The 23846-nt window shown below is 61.6% G+C and carries 20 protein-coding genes; 8 read left to right on the top strand and 12 right to left on the bottom strand.

The features are described from left to right. Positions 1 to 195: 195 nt before the first annotated feature. The 3 genes from AC1D2N_RS00345 to AC1D2N_RS00335 form a co-directional block, all read right to left on the bottom strand. A complete protein-coding gene (locus AC1D2N_RS00345) occupies positions 196 to 3396 on the bottom strand; it encodes an efflux RND transporter permease subunit (protein ID WP_130758906.1) in 3201 nt (1066 codons plus the stop codon). A gap of 118 nt (positions 3397 to 3514) precedes the next feature. After that, positions 3515 to 4705, bottom strand: a complete 1191-nt coding sequence (locus tag AC1D2N_RS00340) for an efflux RND transporter periplasmic adaptor subunit (protein ID WP_018243328.1) — start codon at positions 4703 to 4705, stop codon at positions 3515 to 3517. A gap of 46 nt (positions 4706 to 4751) precedes the next feature. After that, on the bottom strand, positions 4752 to 5564 hold the full coding sequence (locus AC1D2N_RS00335; RefSeq protein WP_026188507.1) for an alpha/beta hydrolase fold domain-containing protein: 813 nt from the start codon (positions 5562 to 5564) through the stop codon (positions 4752 to 4754). A gap of 164 nt (positions 5565 to 5728) precedes the next feature. On the opposite strand from AC1D2N_RS00335, the gene AC1D2N_RS00330 reads away from it, so the two are divergent. Further along, positions 5729 to 6640 carry a LysR family transcriptional regulator gene (locus tag AC1D2N_RS00330; protein ID WP_018243330.1) on the top strand — a complete coding sequence of 304 codons (912 nt, stop codon included), beginning with the start codon at positions 5729 to 5731 and terminating at the stop codon, positions 6638 to 6640. Positions 6641 to 6906: 266 nt separating this feature from the next. Here the strand turns inward: AC1D2N_RS00330 and AC1D2N_RS00325 are convergent, their stop codons facing one another. Continuing rightward, positions 6907 to 7809, bottom strand: a complete 903-nt coding sequence (locus tag AC1D2N_RS00325) for an SDR family oxidoreductase (RefSeq protein ID WP_130758908.1) — start codon at positions 7807 to 7809, stop codon at positions 6907 to 6909. 87 nt (positions 7810 to 7896) lie between these two features. After that, complete coding sequence (locus AC1D2N_RS00320; RefSeq protein ID WP_018243332.1) at positions 7897 to 8640, bottom strand: SDR family oxidoreductase; 744 nt, start codon at positions 8638 to 8640, stop codon at positions 7897 to 7899. A 119-nt stretch (positions 8641 to 8759) separates the two neighbouring features. Here AC1D2N_RS00320 and AC1D2N_RS00315 point away from each other — a divergent pair, with 119 nt between their 5' ends. Genes AC1D2N_RS00315 through AC1D2N_RS00305 form a run of 3 tightly spaced genes read left to right on the top strand, consistent with a single transcriptional unit; the run spans position 8760 to position 10693 of the window. Continuing rightward, positions 8760 to 9668 (top strand): LysR family transcriptional regulator, encoded by a 909-nt coding sequence (locus AC1D2N_RS00315; protein WP_018243333.1) that lies wholly within the window; start codon positions 8760 to 8762, stop codon positions 9666 to 9668. 39 nt (positions 9669 to 9707) lie between these two features. After that, the gene (locus AC1D2N_RS00310; protein WP_130758909.1) at positions 9708 to 10022 is read left to right on the top strand and encodes a hypothetical protein; all 315 of its coding nucleotides are present in this window, start codon (positions 9708 to 9710) and stop codon (positions 10020 to 10022) included. 53 nt (positions 10023 to 10075) lie between these two features. After that, on the top strand, positions 10076 to 10693 hold the full coding sequence (locus AC1D2N_RS00305; RefSeq protein ID WP_130758910.1) for a DNA-3-methyladenine glycosylase: 618 nt from the start codon (positions 10076 to 10078) through the stop codon (positions 10691 to 10693). A gap of 60 nt (positions 10694 to 10753) precedes the next feature. Here AC1D2N_RS00305 and AC1D2N_RS00300 read toward each other — a convergent pair whose 3' ends face one another. From AC1D2N_RS00300 to AC1D2N_RS00290, 3 genes are read right to left on the bottom strand one after another with little or no spacing between them, the layout of a single operon-like run. Further along, positions 10754 to 12295 carry a DHA2 family efflux MFS transporter permease subunit gene (locus tag AC1D2N_RS00300; RefSeq protein ID WP_130758911.1) on the bottom strand — a complete coding sequence of 514 codons (1542 nt, stop codon included), beginning with the start codon at positions 12293 to 12295 and terminating at the stop codon, positions 10754 to 10756. Then, on the bottom strand, positions 12288 to 13511 hold the full coding sequence (locus AC1D2N_RS00295; RefSeq protein ID WP_018243337.1) for an HlyD family secretion protein: 1224 nt from the start codon (positions 13509 to 13511) through the stop codon (positions 12288 to 12290). Before AC1D2N_RS00295 ends, AC1D2N_RS00300 begins: the two co-directional genes overlap by 8 nt. Continuing rightward, positions 13504 to 13968, bottom strand: a complete 465-nt coding sequence (locus AC1D2N_RS00290) for a MarR family winged helix-turn-helix transcriptional regulator (RefSeq protein ID WP_003542422.1) — start codon at positions 13966 to 13968, stop codon at positions 13504 to 13506. The genes AC1D2N_RS00295 and AC1D2N_RS00290 overlap by 8 nt, the downstream gene beginning before the upstream one ends. Before the next feature lie 516 nt (positions 13969 to 14484). Here AC1D2N_RS00290 and AC1D2N_RS00285 point away from each other — a divergent pair. Further along, on the top strand, positions 14485 to 15660 hold the full coding sequence (locus tag AC1D2N_RS00285) for an efflux RND transporter periplasmic adaptor subunit (protein WP_130758913.1): 1176 nt from the start codon (positions 14485 to 14487) through the stop codon (positions 15658 to 15660). Next, a complete protein-coding gene (locus tag AC1D2N_RS00280; RefSeq protein ID WP_018446911.1) occupies positions 15657 to 18845 on the top strand; it encodes an efflux RND transporter permease subunit in 3189 nt (1062 codons plus the stop codon). Before AC1D2N_RS00285 ends, AC1D2N_RS00280 begins: the two co-directional genes overlap by 4 nt. Positions 18846 to 18875: 30 nt before the next feature. Here the strand turns inward: AC1D2N_RS00280 and AC1D2N_RS00275 are convergent, their stop codons facing one another. Then, a complete protein-coding gene (locus tag AC1D2N_RS00275) occupies positions 18876 to 19652 on the bottom strand; it encodes a metallophosphoesterase family protein (protein ID WP_018446912.1) in 777 nt (258 codons plus the stop codon). 164 nt (positions 19653 to 19816) lie between these two features. On the opposite strand from AC1D2N_RS00275, the gene AC1D2N_RS00270 reads away from it, so the two are divergent. Beyond that, a complete protein-coding gene (locus AC1D2N_RS00270; protein WP_018446913.1) occupies positions 19817 to 20944 on the top strand; it encodes a monooxygenase in 1128 nt (375 codons plus the stop codon). Here AC1D2N_RS00270 and AC1D2N_RS00265 read toward each other — a convergent pair whose 3' ends face one another. After that, positions 20945 to 21409, bottom strand: coding sequence for an RrF2 family transcriptional regulator (locus AC1D2N_RS00265; RefSeq protein ID WP_026230750.1), 465 nt, complete (start codon positions 21407 to 21409; stop codon positions 20945 to 20947). A gap of 176 nt (positions 21410 to 21585) precedes the next feature. After that, positions 21586 to 22374 carry an SDR family NAD(P)-dependent oxidoreductase gene (locus tag AC1D2N_RS00260; RefSeq protein WP_018446915.1) on the bottom strand — a complete coding sequence of 263 codons (789 nt, stop codon included), beginning with the start codon at positions 22372 to 22374 and terminating at the stop codon, positions 21586 to 21588. Positions 22375 to 22517: 143 nt separating this feature from the next. Between AC1D2N_RS00260 and AC1D2N_RS00255 the strand changes: the two genes are divergently transcribed. Further along, positions 22518 to 23288 (top strand): TIM barrel protein, encoded by a 771-nt coding sequence (locus AC1D2N_RS00255; protein ID WP_018446916.1) that lies wholly within the window; start codon positions 22518 to 22520, stop codon positions 23286 to 23288. Here AC1D2N_RS00255 and AC1D2N_RS00250 read toward each other — a convergent pair. Beyond that, positions 23285 to 23821 carry a carboxymuconolactone decarboxylase family protein gene (locus tag AC1D2N_RS00250; RefSeq protein WP_018446917.1) on the bottom strand — a complete coding sequence of 179 codons (537 nt, stop codon included), beginning with the start codon at positions 23819 to 23821 and terminating at the stop codon, positions 23285 to 23287. The genes AC1D2N_RS00255 and AC1D2N_RS00250 overlap by 4 nt on opposite strands. Between the last annotated feature and the right edge of the window lie 25 nt (positions 23822 to 23846).

Here is a 23846-nt window from a genome sequence, read left to right as displayed (position 1 = left end):
CCGTCTTTGATAGTCCCCTCGCCCACCGTTGCAAACCGTTTTGGCGGACGTAACGCATTTTTGTGGTGTGTCCTTAGATGCGGATGATGTCGTCCCAAAACCGCGCACAGTATTCGGCATCATGCACTGAAAACGATACGGGCGAGAACCGAAGTTCCCGCCCGATTTACTCGACAAAGGAAGGTTGAATTCCGTTTATTCCGCCGCGAGCCGGATGACCTCCGCCTCTTCTTCCTTGTGTTCGTCCGGCTTGTGCTGGACGAGCGGACGGTTGCCCGTCAGCCGCCGCAGCAGCACGTAGAAGACAGGCGTCATGAAGATGCCGAAGAAGGTCACGCCGATCATGCCGGAGAAGACCGCGACACCCATGGCCGCGCGCATCTCCGCGCCGGCGCCTGTAGAGACAACGAGCGGCACGACACCCATGATGAAGGCGAGCGAGGTCATGAGGATCGGGCGAAGGCGAAGGCGGCTGGCCTCGATCGCGGCCTCCCGCGGTGTTCTTCCCTCGAACTCCAGTTCGCGGGCGAATTCCACGATAAGGATCGCGTTCTTCGCTGATAGACCGACAAGCACCACGAGACCGATCTGGGTGAAGATGTTGTTGTCTCCACCGGTGAGCCAGACGCCGGTCAGCGCGGCCAGCACGCCCATCGGCACGATCATGATGATCGCAAGCGGCAGCGTCAGGCTTTCATACTGGGCGGCCAGCACCAGGAAGACCAGCAGCAGCGCCAGGGGGAAGACCACGATGCTCGAATTGCCGGCGAGAATTTGCTGATAGGTCAGATCCGTCCATTCGAAGTCGATGCCGGCAGGCAAGGTCTCGTGAAGGATCTTCTCGATTGCCGCCTGCGCCTGGCCGGACGAGAAGCCCGGTGCCGGACCGCCGTTGATGTCGGCAGCGAGGAAGCCGTTGTAGCGGTTCGCACGCTCCGGACCGGTGCTCGGCTCCACCTTCAGGAGGGCCGAAAGCGGGATCATCTCACCCGATGCCGAGCGGACCTTCAACTGGCCGATATCTTCCGGCTGGGCGCGGAATTTCGCATCGGCCTGCACGCGGACGCTGTAGGTGCGGCCGAAAGCGTTGAAGTCGTTCACATAGAGCGAACCGAGGTAGATCTGCAGCGTCTGGAAGACGTCGGTGACGGAAACCCCAAGCTGCTCGGCCTTGGCGCGGTCGAGATCGGCATAGAGCTGCGGCACGTTGATCTGGAAGCTGGAGAACAGCCCGGCGAGTTCAGGCGTCTGGTAAGCCTTTGCAAGCACTGCCTTGGTTGCCTCGTCGAGCGCCTGGTTGCCGAGGCCCGCACGATCCTCGATCTGCAGCTTGAAGCCGCCCGTCGTGCCGAGACCATTGACCGGCGGCGGCGGGAACATGGCGATGAAGGCATCCTGGATGACTGCGAATTTCTGGTTCAGCGCCATGGCGATTGCGCCGCCCGAGAGATCAGGCGTCTTGCGCTCCTCGAAGTCCTTCAGCGTAACAAAGACGATGCCGGCATTCGAGGAGTTGGTGAAGCCGTTGATCGACAGGCCCGGAAAGGCGATCGCATTGGCAACACCCGGCTGCGCCAGCGCGATGTCGGTCATGCGCTTGATGACGTCTTCCGTGCGGTCGAGGCTTGCGGCATCCGGCAACTGGGCGAAGCCGATCAGATACTGCTTGTCCTGCGACGGCACGAAGCCGCCGGGAACCGAGCTGAACAGACTGTAGGTCGCACCGACCAGTGCCAGATAGATCACCATGACAATGCTCTTGCGCGACAAGAGACCACCCACGCCCTTGCCGTAGGCATTCGAGCCCGCGCCGAAGACACGGTTGAAGCCGCGGAAGAACCAACCGAAGATGGCGTCCATGAACCGCGTCAGCCAGTCCTTCGGCTGATCATGGCCCTTCAGGAGAAGGGCTGCCAACGCCGGAGACAGGGTGAGCGAGTTGAAGGCCGAGATGACGGTCGAGATTGCGATCGTCAGCGCGAACTGGCGATAAAACTGACCCGACAGGCCGGAGATGAAAGCGAGCGGCACGAAGACCGCGACGAGGACCAGCGCGATCGCGACGATCGGACCGGAGACTTCCTTCATCGCCTTGTAAGTGGCAGCCCGTGGCGACAGGCCATGTTCGATATTACGCTCGACGTTTTCGACCACCACGATCGCGTCGTCAACGACGATACCGATCGCGAGCACCAAGCCGAACAGACTGAGCGCGTTGATCGAGAAGCCGAAGACATACATGACTGCGAAGGTGCCGATGATTGACACCGGAACCGCGATCAGCGGGATGATCGAGGCGCGCCACGTCTGCAGGAACAGGATGACGACGAGGACGACGAGCGCAATGGCCTCGAGCAGCGTGTCGATAACCTTCTCGATCGAGGCGCGCACGAATTTCGTCGTATCGTAGACGATCTCGTACTTGACGCCCTCAGGCATGGCGAGCTGCAACTGATCCATGGTCGCATTCACATTGTCCGCGATCTCGATCGCGTTCGAACCCGGCGCCTGCAGGACAGCAACGGCGACGGCCGGCTTGCCGTCGAGCAGCGAACGCAGGGTGTAGTCCGCAGCACCGAGCTCGATGCGGGCGACATCGCGAAGGCGGGTGATCTCGCCACTGGCGCCCGTCTTGACGATGATGTTGCCAAATTCCTCAGGCGTGCGCAGGCGGCCCTGGGCATTAACGTTGAGCTGCAGATCCACGCCCGGCTGGCTCGGCGACGCGCCGATGATACCGGCGGCGGCCTGAATGTTCTGGGAGCTGATCGCACTGCTGACGTCGCTGGCGGCAAGATTGTGCTCGGCGGCCTTCTGCGGGTCGATCCAGACACGCATGGAATAGTCGCCGGCGCCGAAGACCTGTACCTGACCGACGCCTGCAATGCGGGCGAGACGATCCTTGACGTTCAAGGTCGCGTAGTTGCGAAGATAGGTGATGTCGTGATTGTCCCCGTCGGAGACGAGATTTACCACCATGATGAAGTTGGGCGAACTCTTGACTGTCGTGATGCCGAGTGCGCGGACTTCCGCCGGCAGGCGCGGTTCGGCCTGCGAAACGCGGTTCTGCACGAGCTGCTGTGCCTTGTCAGGGTCGGTGCCGAGCTTGAAGGTGACGGTGACGTTGAGCACACCGTCTGATGTCGCCTGGCTGGCCATGTAGAGCATGCCTTCGACGCCGTTGATCTGCTCTTCGAGCGGCGTTGCCACCGTTTCGGCGATGACGGACGGGTTGGCGCCGGGGTAGGTGGCGCGCACGACGATCGACGGCGGCACGACCTCCGGATATTCGGAAATCGGCAGCGCGCGCAGGCCGATCAGGCCGGCAACCAGGATGAGGACCGAAAGAACGCCGGCAAAGACCGGGCGGTCGACAAAGAATCTGGAGATGTTCATATCAAAGCCCTCTCCGGGGTGAACATGGATGCAACGTCCCTCTCCGGCGGTTTGGGGGCCGCCGGCGGGTCATATCATTTCGGGTATTGGCCTTCCCCCGGAGGGGAAGGCAAAGTCTTTACTGCGCGGTCGCGACCTTCTCTTCCATCTGAGGTGCGACGACTGCACCTGGACGGATGCGCTGCAGACCGTTAACGACGATCTTTTCGCCGACGTTGAGGCCGCTTTCGACTACACGCTGGCCGTCAGCCAGCGTGCCGAGCTGGACCTGCCGATAGGCGACCTTGTTCTCACCATCGACGACGAAGACGAACTTCTTGTCCTGGTCCGTGCCGACGGCACGGTCGCTGATGACGATCTTGTTCTCGGCCTTCGGCTGGCCCATGCGCACCCGCACGAACTGGCCGGGGATGAGACGCCCGCCCGGATTATCGAAGACGGCGCGCACGCCGATCGTACCGCTTGATGCATCGACCTCGTTGTCGATCAGTTGCAGCTTGCCCTTGATCGGCGTGCCACTGTCGGTCAGCGTGCCGACCTCGACCGGAATCTGCTCGACGGCAGGCAGGGCGCTATCCGTCTGCGGAAGCTGGGCAAGCGCGCGCGTCACCATCTCTTCGCTGGCATTGAAGCTCGCATAGATCGGATCGACAGAAACGAGCGTCGTCAGCGCCGGCGAGGTCGAACCGGCCGCGACGAGGTTACCGGCGGTCACCTCGATCTTGCCGATGCGGCCGGAAACCGGAGCCCGCACTTCAGTATAATCGAGATCGAGCTGGGCCGACTGCAGGGCAGCTTGCGCCGAACGCAGTCCCGCCTGAGCCTCGGCCAGCGAACTCTGGCGCTGATCGAGATCGCTCTGGGAGATGGTGCGGTTGTCGGAAAGCCTGCGGCCGCGGTCGAGTTCGGTCTGCGCCAGACTGACCTTGGCTTCGGCCGAAGCGACCTGGCCTTGCGCCTGCGCCACGCTCGCCTGGTAGGGGGCCGGGTCGATGGTGAAGAGCAGGTCGCCCTGCTTCACCAACGCCCCTTCGCGGAAAGCCACCGACAGGATGGCGCCGGCGACACGGGAACGCACCTGCACACGGTCGACCGCTTCCAGACGGCCGGAGAAATTCTCCCAGGCCGTCACATCGCGCGCCGCAACGACGGCAACCGTCACCGGCACAGCGGGAGCCTGTGCAGGGGCGGAGGCGGCCGTGGCGGTCGTGCTCATCGGCAGTTCGAAAAACAATGCGGCGCCGGAAACTGACGCAACAAGGCCTATGCCGGCGCCCACAAGGGCCCAGCGCTTCTTTCTGGACGTCATCGGTACTCTCCTTGCGGCTCAAGGCCGCCGAAATATCAGGTCTTCTTCAATGCAATTGCGGTTGAACGCTTACGTCCCGAAGGAAGCTTCCGAAATGGCGGCTGACGTTTTCCTGCCAGTCCGGCGCTCCGTCGGATTTCCCACCATAAATCGAGGGCCAGCCCGTCCCGGCGGGAAGGACATGCTGACGCACACCGACGCCGGCCTGTTTCAGGCGGGCACCGTAACCAATTGTCTCGTCGTGCAGAGGATCGTCCTCCGCAGTGAATATCAGCGCCGGCGCGACGCCCGAAATACGCGAACAGAGGCAAGGCGCCGCATAAGGGTGGCAACCGCCGCCGCTCAGATAGTGGCTCCAGCCCTCCGTCCAGCGTTGGCGCATGCCGATGGCTTCGGCCTTGCGGATCGAGGACGTGCCCATGAAGGGATCGAGCAGCGGCGAAATCAGGACCTGGCCGTCGAGCGCGTCCGGCATCTGGTCGCGCGCCTTCAGCGCCACGCCGGCGGCAACATTGCCGCCTGCCTCTTCGCCGGCGACGAAAAGCAGCGACTTGCGGTCGCCAAGACCGGCGCGTTTGTTGGCGAGATAGGTGAAAACGGAGAAGGAGACTTCCAACGCTTGCGGGAATATGTTGCCGGACAGGCTGCTATAATCGGCAGCAACGACGATCGCGCCGGCCTTGGCGAGACTCATCGCTACCGGCCGGTCGACATTCTTGTCGCTGTCCAGAAATGCGCCGCCATGCAGGTAAAGCACGATCGGCGGACCCTTGCCGTAATCGGCGCCCTGGTAGATGCGTGCGGAAACGGGGCCGATGGCCACCTTGTCCAGCATCATATCTTTCCATTCCACCGTCATGCTTCCGGTCTCTTTTGCATCGGCCACAAGCAGACAACGCCTGCCGCTTGCATTTTCTACAAAAAAGATATTGTTATTCCAACCAAGGAATAAGAAGCTATATCGCGATAACACTGTTCCAGATTTCGAACAATGGTGCAACGCAAACTGCGGATTTGAAACCGATGGATCAGCTCTCGGCAATGCGCGTCTTCATTCGCGTCGTGGAGACGGGCAATTTCACCCGCGCCGCCGACATGCTCGCCATGCCCAAGGCGACGGTGACCAATCTCATCCAGGGTCTGGAGGCGCATTTGCGCACCAAGCTTTTGAACCGTACCACGCGCCGGGTGATGGTGACCACGGACGGTGCGCTTTATTACGAACGCGCCGCCCAGATTATTTCGGAACTAGAAGAGCTTGATGGCAGCCTCTCCAATTCGCAGAGCCTGCCGAGCGGGCGGCTGCGTGTCGAGATGGCCGGCGCTTTCGCCGATTGGATCGTCGTTCCGGCTCTTTGCGATTTCTATCAGCGTTATCCCGATATCCGTATCGACCTCGGTGTCGGCGACCGCACGGTCGATTATCTTGCGGAAAATGTCGATTGCGCGCTACGGGCCGGCACGCCAGCCGACCAGTCGCTGATTGCGCGGCGCGTCTCCGAAGTCGAGATGATCACCTGTGCTGCGCCGAGCTACATCCAGAAATTCGGCATGCCCGAGCGGCCCGAGGATCTGGAGGCTGATCATTACTCCGTCAACTATTTCCGCGCCCAGAACAACCGGACACTGCCCTTCGAATTTCGCCGGCACAACGAGGTGATCGAAACCAGTCCGCGTTACATCGCCTCGGTCAACGATAGCCGCACCTATCTGACAGCTGCGTTGACGGGCCTCGGCATCGCGCAGGTGCCGATCTTCATGGCGCGCGAGCCGATGGCAAGGGGCGAACTCGTCCGCGTGCTTCCGGATTGGCGTCGCGATCCGCTGCCGCTTTACGTCGTCTACCCCCCGAACCGCCATCTCAGCAACAAGGTGCGCGTCTTCGTCGACTGGCTGGTGAAGCTTCTGGTCGAGGCGAGATTGAACGACGTCTGAGCGCCAAGATAAATACGGCCCGGGAAGGCAGGGGAAACCTTCGACGGGCCGCAATGTACAACTTTGAACATCAAGCCTGTCGCACCGTGGAAAGGGCGCGGCAGGCTTTGGAGGTCGGGAGAGAGCGGCAGGGAATTCCACTCTCTCGCGATAAAACAGATATACGCACTCCCCGCAGGATTGTAAGGAAAAATTCCGCAATCACGTTCACATAATTGCGATGACCGGTTGGCGCTCATGTTCCCGCACCAGCGGCAGGCCGGATTTCAATTCCCGACGGCCGGCTTCAGCAGGTCCTCGAGGCCGATGCGGCGGAACAATTCTGCCCGGACACGGTCGGCGACGCCGTTGACGATCTCCGCGCCGTCCTCGGATGGATCGATATGGACGCGGAACGGCCTCGTACCGAACGGCTTGCCGACGACATCGACAATGGCGACGGCTACCGTGCCGGCATCGGCGCCGGCCGGTTCGAGTGCTGCCAGGCCCTGCAGCGCCTGTTCCGGCACACCGTTGTAGGGTCCTTCATTATATTCGGCGGCGCGGGCGGTATCATCCGGCGAACCGGAATGGGCGAAATGGTTGGTGCCCTTGGTGAAGGCGCCGGGCACGATGATCGAGGTCTCGATGCCCCAGCGGGTAAGCTCGCCGGCATAGGAGACGGCAAGTGAATCCATCGCCGCTTTGGCGGCGAAATAGGGCGAGAGGTAGGGAGGCGTGCCGCCGCGGCTGCTCGACGACGATACCCAGACCACCAGACCCTTGCCCTGCTTGCGCAGATAGGGGAGTGCCGCGCGGTTGACGCGCTGGGTGGAGAGCACGTTGATGTCGAAGAGCTCGGCGAACTGTTCCGGCGTGAAGGCTTCGGCCGGGCCGAAGGACATATGGCCGGCATTGTGGATGATGACATCGAGGCGGCCCGCATCGGCGATAATCCTGGCGATACCTGATACAACCGAAGCGTCGGAGGCGACATCGAGTTCGACCGAGCGCAGATCGACGTTGTTGTCCCTGGCGAATTCAGCCGCATCGGCGACGGCCGGAGCGTTGCGGCCTTCCGTGGCGTGCATGCCGGCATAGACGGTATGGCCGGCCTTCGCGAGGGCGCGGGCGGTAAGAGCGCCGAAACCGCTGGAAGCGCCGGTGATGATGATGACTTGCTTGCTCATGATCCTATTCCTTCTGGGTTCGATTGGGGTTGGTTGAAGTGGAAGCTTGAGGTTGGCGGCGGCATCGAGACAGCCGCCAGCCCTTCATCAGATCACGCCGCCATTGGCGCGCAGCGTCTGGCCGTTGATCCAGCCGCCGTCCGGACCGGCAAGAAAGGCAACCGCAGCGGCGATGTCTTCCGGTGTGCCGAGGCGTTCCAGCGGGTTCATCTTCGCCATGCGGGCGATCAGTTCGTCCGACTTGCCGTTGAGGAAAAGGTCGGTGGCCACAGGGCCAGGTGCGATGGCGTTGACCGTGATGTTGCGGCCCCGCATCTCCTTGGCCATGATCGCCGTCAATGTTTCCACGGCAGCCTTGGTGGCAGCGTAAACGCCATAGGTTTCGAGCTTCAGGCCGACGACCGACGTCGAGAAGTTGACGACCCGGCCGCCGTCACGCAGCCGCTTGGCGGCTTCCCGCAGCGTATTGAAGGTGCCCTTCAGATTGACGCCGATCTGCCGATCGAAATTGGCGTCATCGGCCTCGGCAAGCGAAGAGAGCATCATGATGCCGGCATTGTTGATAAGCACGTCGACGCCGCCGAAAGCGGCTTCCGCGGCATCGAACATGCGGCGGACGGCTTCGGCGTCGCTGACATCGGCTTTCGCCGTCAGCGCCTTGCCGCCGGCCTGCTCGATCTCCTGGACCAATTCCTCGGCCGGAGCGGCATTGCCGGAATAGTTGATGACGACGGTGAAACCGTCCTTGGCGAGGCGTCGGGCGACTGCCGCTCCAATGCCGCGGGAAGCACCGGTGACCAGTGCCACCTTGCCGTTTTCTTTGGAAGCCATTGTCCTTCTCCTTCATCCTGCGCCGCAGCGCGTTTTCAATGAGGAGAAGATGCACCTGTTCATTATGCGGATAATCATGTATTCTTCGGCATCACTATCCGGGAATCGCGAACAAAAAGATGGACAGATTTGATGCCATGCGCGTGTTTTGCCGCGTCGTGGAACGCCGTAGCTTCACGCTTGCTGCCGAAGACACCGGCCTGCCGCGCTCGACCGTCACCGATGCGATAAAGCAGCTCGAAGCCCGCCTCGGCGTGCGTCTGCTCCAGCGCACGACACGCCATGTCAGCCCGACGCTCGACGGCGAAGCCTATTACCAGCGCTGCCTGTCGATCCTTGCCGATATCGAAGATGCCGAAGGCGCTTTCGCCGGCGCCAAGCCGAAGGGCCTGCTGCGCGTCGATGTGCACGGCACGCTCGCCCGGCATTTCGTGCTGCCGAGCCTGCCGTCTTTTCTAGAGACCTATCCCGAGATCGAATTCTACATGAGCGAGGGCGACCGGCTGGTCGACCTGGTGCGCGAAGGCATCGATTGCGTGCTGCGCGTCGGCACGCCGCAAGACAGCGACATGGTCGCCCGGCGCGTTGCCTTGCTCGATGAGGTGACACTCGCCTCTCCTGAATATATCGCCACCCATGGCCTGCCGCAGCACCCTGACCGGCTTGACGGCCATCGCATGGTTGGCTTCCGCTCCAGCAGCACCGGCAGCCTGTTGCCGCTCGAATTCATCGTCGACGGCACGGTGCGTGACATCTCCATTCCCGCCACCGTCGCGGTCAACGCCGCCGAAAGCTATATTTCAGCGGCGAGGATGGGCCTCGGCATGATCCAGATTCCGCGCTATCACGCCGAAAAGGACCTTGCCGCGGGCACGCTGGTCCGCGTGCTGCAGGATTTTCCGCTGACCCCGACGCCGGTTTCCCTGCTCTACCCCCGTAACCGCCAGCTTTCGCCGCGCGTGCGCGTCTTCATCGACTGGCTGGTAAAGGTCTTCGCTCGACAAAATTCCGAAAACGCGCTTCACTAAAATGCGCCTTGCTAATATGAGCGCCCACGGAGAACGGCCATGGCACTCAACGATATCACCGTCTACCAGACGGAAGACGGCTTCGTCGTCGAATTCGGCGGCGAAGGCGAAGACAGCATTGCCGTGACGCTGCGCAGCACGCCTGAGCTGACGTCGGAAAATGCCGTCTTGCGTGCCAAGGCCCTGCTTGCCGCAGCGATCGAACCTGTCCATGGCGACGGCGCGCGCGACAAGGACCCCGCTTTGCTCGAGGAAGAGCTGGAGGAGGGTCTGGAAGACTCCTTCCCGGCGAGCGACCCGGTCTCGGTCACATCATCCTCGATCCCGATGCGCGATCCGAATGCCGGCCGCTGATCCCTGTCGCGCAAACGCATGAAACGGTTTTGGGATGACGATAAGCGCGCTGAATGCTATCTGCGTCTGATATGACCGATGGTGGAACGATATCAGGCGCAATCGGCGCCGGCACGCTCACCGGCGAAAGCCTCAGGAAATTTTTCGAGCGCGATGCGATCACCGTCTCTCGTGACCTGCTCGGCTGCCATCTGACCGTGGATGGCGTCGGCGGACGCATCACCGAGACCGAAGCTTATTTCCCCGATGACGAGGCTTCGCACAGCTTCCGCGGCCCGACCAAGCGCAACGGCGCCATGTACGGCAAGCCGGGCAACGTCTATATCTACCGCATCTACGGCATGTACTGGTGCCTGAATTTCGTCTGCCATCCGGGCTCGGCTGCACTCATCCGCGCCCTGGAGCCGGAAACGGGAATTCCTGTGATGATCGAGCGGCGCGGCACCGATATGCTGACGTCGCTCTGCAGTGGTCCCGGCAAGCTCTGCCAGGCACTCGGCATCGATATCGAGATCAATGACAGGCCGCTCGATCGCCCGCCCTATGCGATCACGCCGTCCGCACCGGTGCCGATCGTCTCGGGAAAACGCATCGGCATCACCAAAAATGCCGAAGCACTATGGCGCTTCGGCATTCAGGGATCGCGTTATCTCAGCAAGCCGTTCCGCTAGAGCATGATGCCGAAAAGCGTGACGCAGTTTTCCGTCCGGAATTGCGGCAACGCCTGGAGTTCATTCCATCACGGCGCTGTGGTCGACGGCAGGTGCTGCCTTCGGTTTGCGTAGCAATAGCACCAGCGGGATGACTGCAAGCGACATCAGCATCAGCAGCTTGAAATCGTCCATATAGGCAATGATCGTCGCTTGCAGCGTGATGACCTCGTTGAGCGAGGCGCGGCCGGCCGCAGTCACCGGGCTGAGCCCCTGCGCAGCCACCGCATTGAAAGCGTGATTGAACGGCGTCACATAGGCCGCGATCGATTCATGATTGCTCTGCGTGTTCTCGACGATCAGCGCCGAGACGATCGAGATGCCGACCGCCGAGCCGATGTTTCGCGACAAGTTGTAGAGACCGGTGCCGTCGCCGCGCATATGGGCGGGCAGCGTGGAAAAAGCGATCGTAGTCAGCGGCACGAACAGAAAGCCGAGACCGGCGCCCTGGATGAAGCCGACCGAGACGATCGTCCATTGCGAGACGTCGGGTGTCCAGCCGGTCATGTCATACATCGCCCATGCGGTGAGCCCCAAGCCGAGCGCCAGCAACGCGCGCGTATCGACCTTGCCGACCAGCCGCCCGACGATGAACATGCAGAGCATGGTGCCGAGCCCGCGCGGCCCCATGACGATGCCGGCGGTGATGACGGGATAGCCCATCAGCGTCTGCAGATAGGGCGTCATCAGCGCCAGTGAGGCGAGATAGGTAATGCCGATCACAAAGATGAAGATCATGCTGATCGAGAAGTTCTGGTCGAGGAACAGCTTCGGGTTCACGAAGGATTTCTCCGCGGTCAGCGTATGCACGACCAGCAGATAGAAGGCGGCAGCGCAAATCAGCGCCTCGACGACGATCTCGCCCGAGGAGAACCAGTCGAGCTGCTCGCCGCGGTCGAGAAAGAGCTGCAGCGCGGCAATACCGAGGCTCATCATCCCGAAGCCGAACCAGTCCAGTTTGGCGAGCAGATCCCTCTTGGTCTCGGTGACGAAGACGACGATGCCGATGAAGGCGAGCGCGCCGATCGGCACGTTGATATAAAATACCCAGCGCCAGCTGATATTGTCGGTCAGCCAGCCGCCGATGACGGGCCCAAGCACCGGCCCGACCATGACCGAGACGCCGAAAAGGGCCATGGCCGAGCCGCGCTCCTCGACAGTATAGATGTCGAGGAGGATGCCCTGGGAAAGCGGCACCAGCGATGCCCCGAACAGGCCTTGCAGCAGGCGGAAGGCGACGATCTGGTTCAGCGATTGCGCCAGGCCGCAGAGAACGGAGGCCGCCACAAAGCCGGCGATGGCGACGAGCAGCACGCGTTTGCGGCCGAACTTGGCGGCGAGGAAGCCCGACGGCGGCGTCATGATTGCCGCCGCGACGATATAGGAAGTCAGCACCCAGTTGATCTGGTCGGCAGAGGCCGACACGCTGCCCTGGATATAGGGCAGCGCGACGTTGGCGATCGTCGTGTCCAGCGCCTGCATGATGACGGCGAGAATGACGCAAGCCGTGATCGCACCGCGATTGGCAATCGGCGTCGCCGGAGAAGCAGAAGCGTTACTCATGATCCTTGCCCTGAGGCCGACCCAGCAGCTTGTTGACGAAATCAGGCAGGCCGCGGGCATGGCCGGTCTCGACATCGACCACCGTGCTCATGCCGACGCGCAGCGGCGGCTTGCCTTCGGTGTCCTCGATGCTGACGCGCATCGGAATGCGCTGGACGACCTTCACCCAGTTGCCCGTAGTGTTTTGCGCCGGCAGCAGCGAGAAGCTGGAGCCGGAGGCCGGGCTGATGCTCTCAACCTTGCCCTTCCATGTCACGCCAGGATAGGTGTCGATATAGATCTCGGCCGTCTGGCCGGGCTTGACGTAGGTGAGTTCGGTTTCCTTCGGGCTGGCGGCGATCCACAGATGGTCGGTGGCAACAAGCGAGAAGGCCTGCTGCGAAGCCTGCAGGTAGGAACCGACCTGCAGCGCGTTGACATTGGTGACGATGCCGTCGAATGGCGCCTTGACGACGCTGTGGTCGAGTTCGCGCTGGGCATTGTCGACCTGCGACTTGGCCTGCAGGTAGAGCGGGTTTTCCTCGACCGGCTGGTCGGCATTGCCGCCGAGCTGGGCGAGTGTCGTTGCGGCTTCCGCCTTGGCGACGGCAACCTTTTGCTGCGCGGCTTCCAGATTGTGCTTGGCTTCGTCATAGGCCGACTGCGTCGCGCTGCCGTTGTTGACGAGGTTTTGCTGCCGGTCAAACTGATCCTGATAATAGGGCAGGTCGGCTTGCGCCTGGGTGATCTCGGCAAGCGACTGCTGATAGCTGGCCTTGAGATTCATGATCTGGTTGCGCTGCGCGCCGAGCTGCGCCTTGGCGCCATCGAGCGCAATCTTGAAAGAATCCGACCGCAGGCTGAAGAGCACCTGCCCCGCCTTGACCGCCTCGTTCTCATGCACGTTGATCTGGTCGACGATACCCGAGACATCGGTGGTAAGCCCGACCATGTCGGCCTGGATATAGGCGTTGTCCGTCGACATCACCTGGCCGCCATTGACGTAATAATAACCGCCGACGACGAGCGCCACCGGCAGCAAGGCAAACAGGATCGGCCGCGTGAGACTGCGCCGGCGGCGGACCTTGTTGCCGCCAGGCGCAGCCACGGCGGCAGCCGGCGCTGAATTGGATGAAGGCGCTTCGGCTACCGTTTCCTGCTGTTTCTCTTGGTTTTCTTCGACAGGGTTCTTGGCACTGGCGTCGGCAACGACGCGGAGGGGGGATTGATCAGCCATCGTTCGTCTCATTCTCGTCAACCGGGCTCCGGCATGCCTGAACCAGGTTCGTCTTCATTACGGATAGGATGTGGAAAAGCTGCTCGCGCTGCTCGGCCGAGACGCCTTGCAACGCTTCCGCACGGGTGGTGTCGCCGAGCTCGCGCATTTCGGCGAGCAGCGGGTGCGCCTCGTCGCGCATGTAGAGAAGCCAGATGCGTCGGTCGGTCGGGTGCTGGCGGCGCTCGATCAGCCCGCGTTCGGCGAGCTTGTCGAGAATGCGCACCAGCGTGATCGGCTCGACTTCGAGGATTTCGGCAAGGCCACCTTGATGGATGCCTTCGTTATTCGAGAGATAGGCAAGCGTCTGCCATTGCGACCGGGTCAGCCCAAGGCACTTCGCGCGCTGCTCGAACCGCTTGCGCAGCAGCCGTGCGACGTCGTGGAGAAGGAAACCGAGGGTGGGAGTGGCGTTCATGAAAACCTGTGCCGTTATTTATAAGCATACTTATAATATCGGTAGATATATTGAGCATGCGTGTCGCACAAGGGCATGGACGGCAGATTCAACGGCAGCGGCTAAAATGCCGCAGACCGGTCAAGCATATCCTGTGGCTCCTCCCTTTCGCGTCCGATGCGCCGCGCCGACGTTATCTTTCAATTTCTCAGGAGCTCGACTGGGCCGAACTCGCCGCTCTCCCACCCGGCAGAGACGAGATCGTCGAGAGCTGATGCCCCCTGTAACGTTTTGATGGATTGCGGAATCGTTACCAATTGGCATTTGCAATTTTTCGCCGCTGCCGTTTATAGTCCAATTCCATAGGGTTACGATTTTTCTGATGTGCATTGCGTGCCGGCCTTCCTTTTCCAAGGGATTGAACGCCGGGGGAATCATGGGGGCAGAGGCCCTCGTTCAAAGCAGCAAGACCTGAACAGCATCACTTCATCTTGAGGTTGGCGGCAGTGAATCGGCCGTCGAGATTGGAGGACCGGTATGACTTACGCGCTTCGACAGATGGTGGTGCTTGGCTATATTGCCGCATTCATGCCTCTCCCCGCGCTGGCCCAGAGCGCCCCACCGCCCCCGCCCGTCACCGTCGCCAAGCCGGTCGTTCGCGATGTCGTCGACAGCGACGAATTCATCGGCCGTTTCGAGCCGGTCGACGAAGTCTCCGTTCGCTCGCGCGTCGGTGGTTACCTGCAGGAAATCCATTTCCAGGACGGCGCATTGGTCAAGCAGGGCGACCTGCTCTTCGTTATCGACCAGCGACCGTTCGTAACCGCGCTCAATCAGGCAAAAGCGACACTCGAATCGTCGCAATCGGCCCTGGTCTTTGCCGATGCGCAATATAAACGCGCGCAATCGCTTGCTGCGAGCGGCAGCCAGTCGGCGCAGACGCTGGATGATCGCCGCCGGGAATTCGATTCGGCCGAGGCCAATGTCCGCGGCGCGCAGGCCGCAGCCGATCGCGCCTCTCTCGACATGGAATATACCGAGATCAAGGCGCCGCTCAGCGGCCGCATCGACCGCCGGCTGATCTCGGCCGGCAACCTCGTGCAGACCGACCAGACTGTGTTGACGACGATCGTTTCGCTCGACCCGATCGATTTCTATTTCGACGTCGATGAGCGCCGCCTGCTGAATTTCGCCGACACGGCGCGCAAACTGGGCAAGGATCTCCAGCAGGGCGGCGGCGGACTGGATGTATCCGTGACGATCTCGGATCCCAGTGCCAAACCATTCAAGGGAAAGCTCGATTTCGCCGAGAACCGGGTCGACAATGAGAGTGGCACCATTCGTCTCCGTGCCCGCTTCCCCAACCCAGATCTCGTCCTCCAGCCCGGCCTTTTCGGTCGCATACAGGTCGAAGCCTCCAACACTTACCAGGCCATCCTCGTCCCCGACGAGGCCATCGGCTCGGACCAGAATGAGCGCGTCGTTTATATCGTCGGGACAGACGGCACGGTTTCGACCAAGCCGGTGAGACCCGGACCGCGGCTCTACGGCTACCGTGTCATACGCGAGGGCCTTGACGGCACCGAGACGATCATCGTCAACGGCCTGATGCGCGCCCGGCCGGGTGCAAAGATCACGCCTCAGATGACCGAACTGCCGCAGGAGCGGCAGGACACTGCGCCCGAAACCGCCGGCGCGGAGAGCGGACAATGAGATTTGCTCATTTTTTCGTGGACCGGCCGATCTTTGCGGCCGTGATCTCGATCCTTCTTCTCGTCGTCGGCGGCATTGCCTACACGCAATTGCCAGTATCGCAGTATCCGGAGATAGCGCCGCCGACCATCGTCGTGCGCACCTCTTATCCGGGTGCCGACCCTCAGACGATCGCCGATACCGTTTCGACGCCGCTCGAACAACAGATCAACGGCGTCGAAGACATGCTTTATATGTCTTCTTACTCCAGCGCCGACGGCGCCATGTCGCTGACGATCACCTTCAAGCTCGGCACCGATCTCGACAAGGTCCAGGTGCTCGTCCAGAACCGCGTTTCCATCGCCCTTCCCCGTCTTCCCGAGGAAGTCCAGCGGCTTGGCGTGACCACCGACAAAAGCTCGCCGGATCTGATGATGGTGGTGCACCTGCTTTCGCCATCGCACCGCTATGACCAGCTTTACGTCTCGAACTACGCCCGCAACCGCATCCGCGACGTTCTCGTGCGCCTTGACGGCGTCGGCGACGTGCAGATCTTTGGCGAGCGCCAGTATTCGATGCGAATCTGGCTGGATCCGGAAAAGCTCTCCGCTTACGGGATGACATCCGATGACGTCGTCTCCGCGTTGAGAGATCAGAACGTCCAGGTATCAGGCGGCAAGATCGGTGCCCCACCCGTCACCGGCAAGAATGCATTCGAATATACGGTGCGAACGGATGGCCGCTTCTCCGACGTGCGCGAGTTCCGATATGTCATTGTGAAATCGACGACATCGGGGCGGCTCGTGCAGTTGCAGGATGTCGCCCGGATCGAACTCGGCGCACAGGATTACGTCACCAACAGTTATCTCAACAACGATCCCGCAGTTGCTCTCGGCATCTTCGCCCGGCCGGGAACCAACGCCCTGGACACGGCCCATCAAGTCCAGACGCTCATGAAGGACATATCCCAGAATTTCCCGCCGGGTCTGGAATATCGTATCGTCTACGACACGACCGAATTCATCTCGGATTCGATCACCGAGGTCTATAGAACCATTGCAGAAGCGGCCATCCTGGTGGCAATCGTCGTTCTTGTCTTCCTGCAATCCTGGCGAACCGCGATCATTCCAATCATTGCCATCCCGGTATCGCTGATCGGCACCTTCGCCGTCCTGCTCGCCTTTGGCTTCTCGCTCAACATGCTCACCCTGTTCGGTCTCGTACTGGCGATCGGTATCGTCGTCGATGACGCGATCGTGGTGGTGGAAAACGTCGAGCGCAATCTGGCACGCGGCATGACGCCAAAGCAGGCGTCTCACGTCACGATGGACGAAGTCGGAACCGCCGTCGTCGCCATCTCGCTGGTGCTGATCGCCGTGTTCGTGCCGACAGCCTTCATTCCAGGCATCTCTGGCCAGTTCTACAGGCAGTTCGCGGTCACGATCTCCGTCACCACTGCAATTTCCGCATTGAATTCGCTCACACTGTCGCCCGCGCTCGCAGGCATATTGCTGAAAACCCATGACCATGAAACCAAGCGCATGAATGTCGCATCCCGTGTGGGAAGGGGGCTTGCAAACGGCTTCAACCATGGATTCGATCGGCTGAGTTCCGGCTATTCATGGACCGTTCGGCATCTGGTCAGCAGCTGGATTGGGTTGACAGCCGCAATGGTCACCTTCGCCTGCCTGCTCGGAGCGACCTGGTACATGGGCACGAAAGTTCCCGCGGGCTTTATCCCGACCATGGACCAGGGTTACGCCATCATCGTCATACAGCTACCGGATGGCGCCTCGCTCGCGCGTACCGATGCCGTCGTCAAACAGGTGGGCGATATCGCCCGCACCGTGCCCGGCGTCGGCAATGCCGTGCAATTTGCCGGCTTCAGCGGGGCGACGTTCACCAATGCCTCGAATGCCGGCGTCGTCTTCGTCCCGTTCAAATCCTTTGCCGAACGTGAAGAAGGCGGGGAGAACGCCAACAAGATCATCGGCGAGCTTTACGGAAAGCTGCAAAGCATCCAGGAAGCCTTCATCATTGCCATCCCGCCGCCATCCGTGCGTGGCGTCGGCAATTCCGGCGGCTTCAAGATGCAGATCTCCGATCTCGAGAACGCCGACATGACGCGCGTACTCGGCCTCGCCCGGCAGATGATGGGCGCGGCGGCAACGACCGAGGGGCTGACCGGCGTCTTTACGACATTCTCTGATGCAAGCCCGCAATATTTCCTGGCGATCGACCGCGACAAGGCGCGTTTCCTGAATGTGCCGATCCCCAATATCTTCAACGCCCTTTCCATCAATCTCGGCGTCGCCTATGTCAACGATTTCAATGCGTTCGGCCGCGTCTACCAGGTTCGCGCCCAGGCCGATCGGCAATACCGCATGGACCGGGAAGACATCCTTGCCCTGAAGGTCCGGTCGGCGACCGGCGCGCTGGTTCCGCTTGGAACCTTGATGGACATCCAGGATGCCAGCGGCCCGGCGCTTGTCCAGCGCTACAACATGTATGTCTCGGTGCCTCTTCAGGGCAATCCGACGCCGGGCACGTCGACAGGCGATGCCATCGCCAAGATGGAAGCGCTGGCGGCGAAGATCCTGCCTCAGGGAACCACCTTCGAATGGACGGAACTCGCCTATCAGGAAACCCACACCGGCAACACTGCCATCTACATCTTCGCCCTGTCCGTCGTCTTCGTCTTCCTGGCGCTGGCGGCACAATATGAAAGCTGGGTTCTGCCCCTGGCGATCATTCTCATCGTCCCGCTTGCGGTGCTCGCGGCATTGATCGGGGTCTCTCTGAGGGGAATGGACAACAATGTCCTGACGCAGATCGGCCTGATCGTTCTGATCGGCCTTGCGGCCAAGAACGCCATTCTGATCGTCGAGTTCGCCAGGCAAGCGGAAGACGAGGGCAAGTCGCCGGTGGAGGCGGCCATCGAGGCCAGCCATCTTCGCCTGCGCCCGATCCTGATGACGGCATTCGCCTTCATCTTCGGTGTTCTGCCGCTTGCCATCGCCACCGGCCCCGGCGCCGAAATGCGCCAGTCGCTCGGTACCGCCGTCTTTTCGGGCATGCTCGGTGTGACCATCTTCGGCCTGTTCCTGACGCCAGTCTTCTACGTCGTGCTGCGCGGCTGGCGCCGCAAGCGGCCGGCCACTGTAGAGCCAGCGAAGACAGAGCCGGTCAAGGAAGGGGTCGTCTGAGACGATCCCACCCGGCTGAGGAAACGGAAGTCAGGTCGAAAACAGATGCACCTTGCCCTGCCACAAGCGGGCGACGGTGAGTCTGCCGCTGCGGTAGGCGCGCGTATCGATATTGAGCCGCCTCGGCCGTATATCGGGTTCGTCGTTCGGCGTATGGCCGTGAACGACGAGTTTTGGTAGCGGCACCCGGCTTTCGAGAAACCGCTGGCGGATGAGGACCAGATCCTCGTCCGTCTGCCTGTCGAGCGGCAGTTTCGGATTGATGCCGGCATGCACGAAAATCACGCTTGGGGTTTCCAGCAGGACAGGCATCGCCCGCATGAAATCGATATGCGTACGCGGCAGCGACTGCCGTATGAAGGCATCGAGCTTCGCGCCAGTGGGGAAGACCAGCGGCAGGTGCTCCGGATCGAGGCCATAGGATTTGAGCAGCTCCGCTGACCCCATCTGCATCCAATCGTCATAGGAGATCCAGCCGTCGATATAGTCGAGCATGGCGACTTCGTGATTGCCGGCAAGGCAGATGCGGTCGAATCCATCCGGCGGTGGCTCCATGAGATGGTCGATGACCTGTGACGATTCCGGGCCGCGGTCGATATAGTCGCCGAGCGTGACGATCAGCTTACGCCCGGGCAACTGCCCGCCATCGCGCAGGATCGCCGCCTCGGCTTTCACAAGCAGATCGTAGCGACCGTGAATATCGCCGATCGCATAGGTTGGGATACCGGCAATATCCAGCGTCAGACGCGGTCTCGGCTGGCGCGCCATTTTCGAAACCTCGCTGTTGCGAGCACGAGAGTCGCTCATCATATTTCTCGATTAAGGAAGCCCCACTTCACCGTAAGTAGCGTGGAGAACAGGGCAATCAAGCTGGTAAGAAAATTCAAAGCACACGGGTTTTGTAGAAAAACCGGCCTTATCATTCGAGGGGCAATCCCTCACTCCTATATCCATAGAGAAAAGAGTGACCGATGGGAACGGTATCGCAGTTTCATGAGAGCCTGAGGCCTCCCGCGCATCGCATCGAAAGCGAAGAAGAGGCAATATCCACGGCCCGCGATCTCGCCGCCGCATTCCGGCGTCAGGCGAGCGAGCGCGATATCAACCGCATCCTGCCCTTTGCCGAGCTTGATGCGCTGTCGGTATCCGGGCTGACGGCAATCGCCGTACCGCCTGACCATGAAGGGCTCGACGTGTCGAACGCCCTGCTCGCCGAAATCGTTGCAATCATCGCCGAGGGCGATGCCTCGATCGGCGAGGCGCTGGAAAATCACTTTTGCGTACTGGAAACGCTCCGCACCCAGGCTGCCGAGGATTTGAAGGCATCGCTGTTTGCCCGTGTGCTGCTCGGCGACCGCTTTTCGGCCGCTACATTCACCGATGGGGCCGAGCTTACCGCCGAAGGTCCGGGCTACCGCCTGAGTGGGCGCACGCGGCAGGCGCCCGGTATTCTATTCGCCGACTGGATCGCCGCTGCTGCCACCGCCCCGCCCAGCCGACCGGTGACGCTCTATCTCGCACGCGATGATGAAGGCGTGCAGGTGGTCGACGATTGGGACGGCTTCGGCCAGCGCACCAATGGATCAGCGACCGCGATCGTCGGCACGCTTCACGTCAATGCCGATGCGATTGCCCCTGCCCCCTCCTCCGGATATTCGACCGGCATCTCGCTCGGCCTGCTGCTCAAGGCCGGCGTCAGCCTGGGCATCGCGCGGGCCGCATGGAGCGACCTGATGGCCGCGATTGGCGATCGCAGCGCGACCATCCTCCCCCGAATCGGCGAGCGCGCCATCCGCATCGAAGCGACGGCGGCAGCCTTGGAACGGGCTGGCCGCAAACTCGACATTGCCCAGGTCAATCCTATGGAGGCAGCGATGGCGGACGCGCATTTTTCCGCCTCGGCCGCCGCAATCCTTGCCGGGGAAACAGCGCTCGAGACAGCAAACGCCCTGTTTGAACTTGCAGGAGAAACATCGGCCGGCATCGGCCTCAATCTCGACCGCCATTGGCGCAATGCCCGCATTCACGCGCTATCGCTGCCGCGGGATAAGTTGATGCACACCGCAGGCGAATATATGTCGAAGGCCGGCGGCGCCTAATCAGCTGGCGGCGGAGATCGGGAATTGATCTTTGGCGCCTTCGATGCGGCCGCCGTCGGCGACGAACTGCTCGAGGGTCATATTGTCGAGAATGGCGGCGATCGCGTCACGAACATCGGTCATCGAGCGCCGCACCTGACAGGTCTCGGGATCGGCACAGTCGTCGCAGGCCTCGTAAGCCGTACGGCTGGCGCAGCGGATCGGCGCCAACGGCCCGTCGAGCGTGCGGATGACATGGCCGATGCGGATTTCGGAGGCCGGCCGCGACAGAGAATAGCCGCCGCCCGGTCCCTTCTTCGAGCGCAGGATGCCGACATTGCGCAGTTCGAGCAGGATGGTATCGAGAAACTTCTTCGGGATATTGTTGCGGGCGGCGATGTCATTGATGAAGGCGGTCTCGCCCGGCGCCAGCCGCGCCAGGTCGACCAGCGCCTTCAGCCCGTATTTTCCCTTTTTCGTCAGCATCGTCGTCGCCTTGTAGAAATCGCAGTATTTATCCTGCCAATAGCAGGCAAATAGCGTCAAAAGCGTGAACATACAACAAAATAGCTATTATTTATAGCTTGTATCGGCAACGTCCACAGAAACGCCCGGCAGCCTTGAGAAAGACCGGGCGCCGCGCGCCCAGCCGGCAGTCTCGGTCAGATCGTCTTCAGCATGCCGCCATCGACGAAATAGGTCGAGCCGATGCAATAGCTCGCGCGCTCCGAACTCAGGAAGACGAAGACATTTGCCAGCTCCTGCGGTGTGCCGAAGCGTTTGGAGGCGGCGTGCTCGTTGGCGACGCTCTGCAGGTAGCCTTCCCAGTTCCCGCCGGTTTCGGCCGTCAATTGCTTGGCGGTCTTGATCCAGTCGGGCGTCAGGATCAGGCCGGCATTGACGCAGTTGACACGGATATTGTCCTTGATGAGTTCGGTCGAGAGCGTCTTCGAAAACATCATCAGCGCCGACTTGCTGACATTGTAGATCGGCTCGTACCAGAGCGGCTGAACGGCACAGATCGAGGCGTTGTGCAGGATCACACCGCCGCCGCGCTCCTTCATCTGCGGGGCGATGCCGCGCGCCAGCCGCACGGCGGCCATCACATGCAAGTCCCAATAGGTCTGCCACTTCTCGTCGGGTGCCTCCATCACCGTCTCGTTCGATCCGGTGCCGGCATTGTTGATGAGGATATCGGCGCCGCCTTTTTCGGCCGCCGCCGCTATGATCGCCTCGGTTCCCGCAACCGTCGCCACATCGGCGACAACAGCGGCGGCGCTGACCCCGTATGTCTCGGCGATACGGGCGGCTTCCGCCTCGAGCCGTTCGCCGCCGCGCGCTGCCAGCACGAGGTTGGCGCCCTCAGCCGCCAGCCCCTCGGCGATCGCCAGCCCGATGCCGACCGATGCACCTGTTATGACGGCAGTTTTTCCCTTCAATCCGAGGTCCATGTCTTCCTCCGCAAACGGCCGGAGATTCCGGCCTGATGGGCTGAGTGTTCCGCCAATGAATCCCGGCGTCAAGCGCCCCGAACACCTCTTGCGGCAGGCGCCGATCTGTCGCATGCCAGCATCAACACTTGGGAGGAGTTTTCATGCGACGTTATTCGGCCTGCATAGAGTGGCTGTTTGCCGAAGAAGGCGACAGCTTTCCCGATCGCATCCGCCACGCCCATGCGGCCGGGCTGACGGCGATCGAATTCTGGCGCTGGACCGACAAGGATCTGGACGCGATCGAGGCAGCGCTGACGGAAACCGGCCTTGCCGTCACCAGCCTCGTCGCCGAACCGATGATCGCGCTGACCGACGCCGCCAACCGGCAGGCCTGGCTGAAAGGCCTGGCTGAATCCGTCACTGTCGCGAAACGTCTCGGCGCGCCGGTGCTGATCGCCCAGGCGGGTGACGATCTCCCGGGCTTGACTCGCGAAGAACAGCGCCGGGCAGTCACCGAAACGCTGAGAGCCGGCGCCGATATCCTCAAAGGCAGCGGTGTCCGCCTCGGCGTCGAGCCGCTCAATATCCGCATCGACCATGTCGGCTACTTCCTCGATTCGACCCGAGAAGGCCTCGACATCATCGATGACGTCGCCCGCCCCGAGATTGGCATCGTCTACGACATCTACCATTCCGCAGTGATGGACGAACGTACCGAAGAGGTGCTGAACGGCCGCCTCGACCGTATCATCCACGTCCATGTCGCCGATCACCCAGGCCGCAACGAACCGGGTTCCGGCGGCATCGACCTTGCTCCGCGCCTCGGCTGGATCTTCGCCAACGGCTATGACGGCGCCGTCGGTTTGGAATACCGGCCGACCAGGCCCGGTGTGGGCGCAGTCAAGTCCGCGATTGCTTCGCTCGGCGGTTAGGCTGAGCTGGCACCTTCGGCGAAGGCTTCAAGCTCGGGATCGAAATCGACCTCGACGACATTGTTGAAGACGGCGGTGGCCAGCATGATGCCGGCGAAGGCGACGAGATCGACGAGCACTTTGGTCTCGTAGCGCTCTTTCAGCTTTACCCAGAGTTCAGCGGGAACGGCGTTGGAATCGGCGACGATCGCCTTGCCGAAGGCGTCGAGCAGCGCCTCTTCGTCGGAAAGCTCCAGCGCGTCGGGATTGAAACCCTTGTTGATCAGCGCCCGGCGAAAGAAGGTGATGGCGATCTTCGATTGCGCCGCCTTCGAGATCGCATGCGAGAAAATCCAGATCGCCCGGTCGTTAATCGCGGGGTCGAGTTCGGCCCGTAGTGTGAACCATTCGGCATAGATGCGATGGGCGGCCGGCGAATGCAGCAGCGTGCGCTTCATGTTGGTCATCCGTCCGCGCAGCCCGATTTCCTCGTCATGCGCCGCACGAACCTCTTCCGAAGCGGTGTCGTAATCGATCTGCGGGAGATGGCTCATCGGGTCCGTTCTTTCCTTTGTGCAT

The organism is Rhizobium sp. P1_B8 (assembly GCF_056406515.1).
The sequence above is the reverse complement of the archived record's forward strand: the minus strand, read 5'-3'. Positions and strand labels throughout refer to the sequence as shown.